The sequence below is a fragment of the Stenoxybacter acetivorans DSM 19021 genome, assembly GCF_000745895.1.
In the GTDB taxonomy this organism is placed as follows: Bacteria; Pseudomonadota; Gammaproteobacteria; order Burkholderiales; family Neisseriaceae; genus Stenoxybacter; species Stenoxybacter acetivorans.
Genome location: NZ_JQKE01000096.1, coordinates 1 through 5,714 on the forward strand (window position 1 = coordinate 1; position 5,714 = coordinate 5,714).

The following is a 5,714-nucleotide window of genomic DNA, read 5'->3' on the forward strand; positions in this document are numbered from 1 at the left end:
ACGGCTTTGTCCTGCGTTACGTTGGCAATCAAGATGTCCGCACCGCCGGCAGGGTCTTTCAGCCACACGTTGATGCTGTCGCCCACGTCCAGGGTTTTATTGCCGTCCACTTTGATGTTCAGCTGGAAGTTGGGGTCGTCCATGCTGACGTCGCCGTTGCCGATGGTTGCCACGTTGGCGGTGGCGGTTTGTTTGCCGGCGGCATCGTCATAGGTGTTGATGTTGGTGCCGCTGCCGTAGTCCGAACGGACATTATTGCCTTGGTAGAAGCCGACTGCATCGTTCCAGCTTTCAATCGAAGCGGTGTTCACAGGGGCAACGCCGTCGATGTATTGCTGTTTGTTTTCCGCGAGGCTGTTCAATACGCCGTTATACAAATTGCCCGCCAAGTCGGTAATCACGGCGCCGTTCAGGGTGATGGCGTTTACCGGTACGGAAACGCCTTTGGCGTCCACGCCGTTGGCGGTGGGGCTGTCTTCATCGCCCGCTTGCACCACATACTCAAAGACGATTTTGCCGTTGGTTAAGTCGGAATGCGCGGCATCAAATTTGGCATAGCGGTTTTCCGGGTAGATGTTGGCCGGGTAGCCGCCGTTCGGGGTCAGCTGCAGGGTGAGCGTCATCGCCGCCGGGTTGGTAATAATCACCCCTTCGTTGAATTGAACGTTCAGATAAATGCTGTCGCCGATTTTATACACGCCGATTTCTTCGCCTTTGCTTTGCTCATAAGCGTTCTCTGCGGCGTTTTCTCCGCCGGTGGCGGTTGAATCGGTTAACGGTACGCCGCTGCCGTCCCAGCTGCTGATGTCGGTCAGGCTGTTCGGGTCTTTGCCGGCGGCAATCATGGCTTGGTTGTAGTTGCCCAAGTCGCCGGTGGACGCCCAGTTAACGAAAGCGGTCGGTGAAATGGCATCAATGCGCTGGCTGTCGGCACCTTCCGGCAGGATGGTGCCGCCGGTTAAGATGGCATCGTTGCCGTTGTTGTCTCTGATGCTGCCTGAAGCGGAATTCGCCAAGCTGTCGGCAACCACGGTGACGTTGTCGGTGTCGGATTGTCCGCTCAATACGGTGTATTCAAACACCAGGTTTTTGCTGCCGGAACCGGAAACATAATAGGCGGTTACGTCTTGTCCTGTTGCCGCTGTGCCCGCACCGTCGTTGTCCAGATGCAATTTAATGGTGGGTATGCCGTTGACAAACACGACGTCGTCAAACGATACGGTTACTTGGATTTTGTCGCCGGCGACATAGTAGGCGGCGGTGCCCGGTGAATGCACGGTGGGCATGGAGCTGATGTCGATTTGCTCCACTTTCGGCTGGTTGACGTCGATGATGAAATCGCGTGAAGCAACCGCGCTGCCGGTATTGCCGTGGTCATCAACCGTTTGCACCGATGCGGCAATTTTGAGGTCGGCATCGCTTAAGAATGCGCTGCCTGCCAAGCTCACTGCCCAGTTGCCCGCGGCATCAACCGCGGCGGTGGCGGTGGCGGTGTTAACGCCGTCGCTTAAGGTAACGGTTACGATGTCGCCCGGGTTGAATTCGCCGCCGACCACGCCTTTAACGGTGATGTTGCCTGACGATTGCGATAAGGTAACGGTGTCGGTGCCGCCCGCGATCCCTGCCGGGGTGAACGCATCAATGCTGATTGTCGGCACGGGTTTAACGGTGTCCAGCTGGTAGCTGCCGGTGTTGCTGCCGCTGCCGGCGTTGCCGGCAAGGTCGGTGGTGCTGACGCTGGCATCAATCGTGGTATCGCTGTCTTTCAGCAAGCCCGAACCCGGCACTTGGGTAATCGTCCACGATACGTTGTCGGCTTGGGTGGACGTAACAATGGTGCTGTAGGTTATGCCGTTAATCACGATGCTGACCGTGCCTTTGTAAACGCCGTTGCTGTCTGCTTCCAAGCCGCTGACGGTGCCGCCGATGGTGAAGTAGCCGTTGCCTTCGGCAATGTTTACGAAATTATCCGCGGTGTAGCGGTTGCCGTTGGCATCGGTGGTGCCGTCAAGCGGGTTGCCGTTGATGTCGGTCGGAGTCAATACCGGGCTGACGGTAATGGTCGGTGCGGGTGCGGTTACGTCTATGTTAAACGTATGAGGATTACTGATCACGGTTTGGGTGTTGCCCGCCGGGTCGTGTGCGACGACGCTGGCTTTAATATCGTGGTTGCCGTTTTGGTATTGGGCAACCAAGTCTGAACCCAATACATCAACCGCAAAATTACCCACGGCATCAACGGTGCCGCTGTAGGTTTGTCCGTTCACGGAGATGCTCACCACGTCGCCTTGGCGGACGTCTGTGCCGAATCCGGTCACGCTGCCGCTCACTTTCACCATAACGCCGGGTGCGGATTCGGCAATATTGACAGTGTCGTCTGCGGTTACGTTGTTCACGGTGATGGTGACGGCGGCGGTGGTCGTATCCACGCTGTAGTCTTTGGTGTTGCTGCCGACACCGGTATTGCCGTTGGCGTCAACGGTGGTGACGGTGGCAACCAATTGTCCGGTGCTGCCGTTGCCGATGCCGGCCAACGCCGCGCCGCTCACCAATACGGTGTAGGAGCTGCCGTCTGCCGCCACTTGGGCTTTGCCCAATGAGGTGCCGTTTAAGGTGATTTCCACCCAATCGCCCGCTTTCGCGCCGGTGGTGGTGCCCGATACCATAACGTCGCCCAAGGCTTCGGCGGCATTGATGATTTTATCATCGTGCCAGCTGTCGGCTGCCGCTGATCCGGTTTCGTTCAGGCTGGTAATGACGATGCCCGGCTGCGGTGATGTGGTGTTCACGGTGTAGGATTTGCCGGCACTGATCACGCCCTCATTGCCGGCTGCGTCGTGCGCGACGATGGAGGCGGTAACGGTGAGGCTCGGGTTGTGTACCAATGCGTTGCCGTTTGTGTCGGCGGCAACGGTGATGCTGAAGTCGCCCGCGGCATCCACGGTGGCAGTATAAGTACTGCTGCCGATGGTAACGGTAACCGTGTCGCCCACGGTGAATTCACCGGCAACTTTGCCGCTGATGACCACGGCGGCGGTGCTTTCTTGGTTGTTCACGTTGTCTGCCGCTTCGGTGGAAACCGATTTGGCGGTGATGTCGCCCAAGGTGATGGTGGTCGTGGTGCTGCTCGGCGGTACGATGTCATACGGGCGAACCGCTGTACCGATGCCGGTGTTGCCGCTGACGTCGGTGTGGGTGATTTTGCCGTCTATGGTGGTGTCGCTGTCGTTTTTCAGATCACCTGCCACGATGTGTTCCACTTTCCAAGACAGATCCGCTTGGACGGTGCCTTGGTAGGTGTTGCCGTTGATGGTCAATACCACGATGTCGCCCGCCGCTGCGTCGCCGCCGGCGGTACCGGTAATGGTGTAGCTGCCGTCGGCTTGTTTGTTCGCTTGGGTAACGTCACCAATCGCCAATGTCGGCTGCGGTACGTGTAAGTCCACGCTGTAGGTAATGTTGTCGCTGCCAACCGCGGTGTTGCCCGCGCTGTCGGTTGCCGCCAAAGAAGCACCGACTTGGGGGACGCCGTTGTCAAACGCGGTCAGCATGTCTTGGGTATCCACCAAGACGACAAAGCTGCCGTCTTGGGCAACGGTGCCGGTGTAGGATTTGCCGCCCACGGTAACGGTAACCACGTCGCCCGCCATAAAGTCGGTGCCGACCACGCCGTTTACTTTGCCGCCCACGCCGATTTGGCTGCCGGCGATGGGTTTACCGGTGGCCGGGTCAATATTCGCTTCTGCGGCATTGATGATGCCGTCGCCGGTAATCGGGTTGAGTTTGATGGTCGGATTCGGCGCAGTGGTGTCCACGGCGTAGGCATGAATCGCTTCGGCACTGGTGCCGATATTGCCCGCAGCGTCTTTGCTGGTAACGGTGGCTTTCACGTTGCCTGATGCACCCACGCCCGCTAAATCGCTGCCCGCAACATCAACCGACCAGCTGCCGTCTGCTTTCACTTTGGTGGTAATGGTTTTACCGCTGCCGTAAGTGACGGTGACTGTGTCATTCGGTAAGGCATCGGTGGTGGTGCCCGACAGGGTAACCATGCCTTGCGATTCCGCGGCGTTGATGATGTCATCGGCGGTGATGGTGTTGATGGTAATCACCGGTGTCGGTCCGACGGTGTCCACGGTGTAGGCGTGCTGCGCATTGCCGACGCCTTGGTTGCCGTATTGGTCGGTGGTCAGGATGTCGCCGGTGAGGTTCGCTTGGCCGGCGGCATTGGCCGAAGCCGCCAAATCCGCACCGGGTACGCTCACGCCCCACGTCATGTTCGCTTGTACGGTGGTGCTGTAATTCATGCCGTTGATGTGAATGGTGACGGTATCGCCCGCTTTGGCATCACCGCCGGCGGTACCGGTTACCATCACATTGCCTGCCGCTTCGGTGGCGTTGATGATGTCGTCCGCAGTAACGGGGTCTATCGTCAGGGTCGGTTTTGGCAGAACCGCCGCCATGATGTATTGATAATCCGCAGGCGCACTGGTGCCGGTGTTGCCGCTGACCGAGTCGGTGGTGGTGACGGTGCCGGTGATGATGTAGCTTGTGTTGGCAATCAAGTCGGCTGTCGGGACGACGATTTCAAAAATCAAGTCGCCGGACGGGCCTGTTTTTACCACGCCGGTGTGGGTTTTACTGCCCACGGTGATGGTAACCGTGTCGCCCACTTGCGCGCCGGTGACGGTGCCGCTGATTTTTTGGTTGGCGTTTGCCGCTTCGGTTATGTTCAGTATGTCGTCGCCGCCCAGTTGACCGCTGCCCAATGCTTGGCTGTCAAATACCAATACCGGTTTCGGTAATACGGTGTTGACGGTGTAGGTTTCCGCAGTGGTGCCTTTGCCGGTGTTGCCGGCGGCATCACTCACTTCGATGCTCGCGGAAACGGTGCCGCTGCTGACGGCGGTCAATATGGAAGTGGCGACGGTGGTGCTGAATGTGCCGGACGCGGTTACGGTTACCTGAACGCTGCTGCCGTCCGGGTAGTTGATGGTCACCAAGTCGCCCGCTTTAAAGTCGCCCGTTACCTTACCGGAAATAACGGTGTCGGTCAGCTGTGATTCGGGGTTGTTGATTTTGTTGTCGCCGGTAATCGGGTCTAAGGCGATGGTGACCACAGGAGCGGTGGTGTCCACGGTGTATGCCAGCTGTGCGTTGGCGGTGCCGGTGTTGCCTGCGGCATCGGTGATGACGATTTCGCCGCGAACGGAAGTATCTGCCGCCAAATCCGCACCGGGTACGCCGATGGCAAATTTTAAGCTGCTGTCCAATACGCCGCTGTAGGTTTTACCGTTCACGGTTAAGGTGACGGTGTCGCCCGCTTTGGCATCGCCGCCGGCAGTACCGGTGATGATTTGGGTGGTTTTCGATTCGGCAATATTGAGTATGTTGTCGCCGTTGCCGCTGCCGCTTGTGTCGTCCATTTTATCAATGGTCAGCGTTGCCGTCGGGGCTTTGGTGTCCACGGTGAAGCTCGCGGTGTTGTCGGTATCCGCGCCGTCGGCGTTGGCATTGCCTGCCAAATCGTGGAATTTGCCGCTGTCCACAAAGATGCTGGCAGTACCTTCAAAGTCTTTGGCCGGAACAAATTCTGCGGTGTACAGGCTGCCTGAAACTTTGGTGAAGTTTTGCAGGGTGCCGCCGGTTACTTGGATTGATGCCAAACCAAAGTCGCTGCTGTCTTCCGATAATTGGAAGTTTACCGATACCGT

1 protein-coding gene is annotated in these 5,714 nt (G+C 58.1%); it reads right to left on the minus strand.

Annotated elements, in window-relative coordinates:
• A partial coding sequence (locus Q384_RS10400; RefSeq protein ID WP_037587858.1) for an Ig-like domain-containing protein occupies window positions 1-5,714 on the minus strand: 5,714 nt, incomplete at both ends.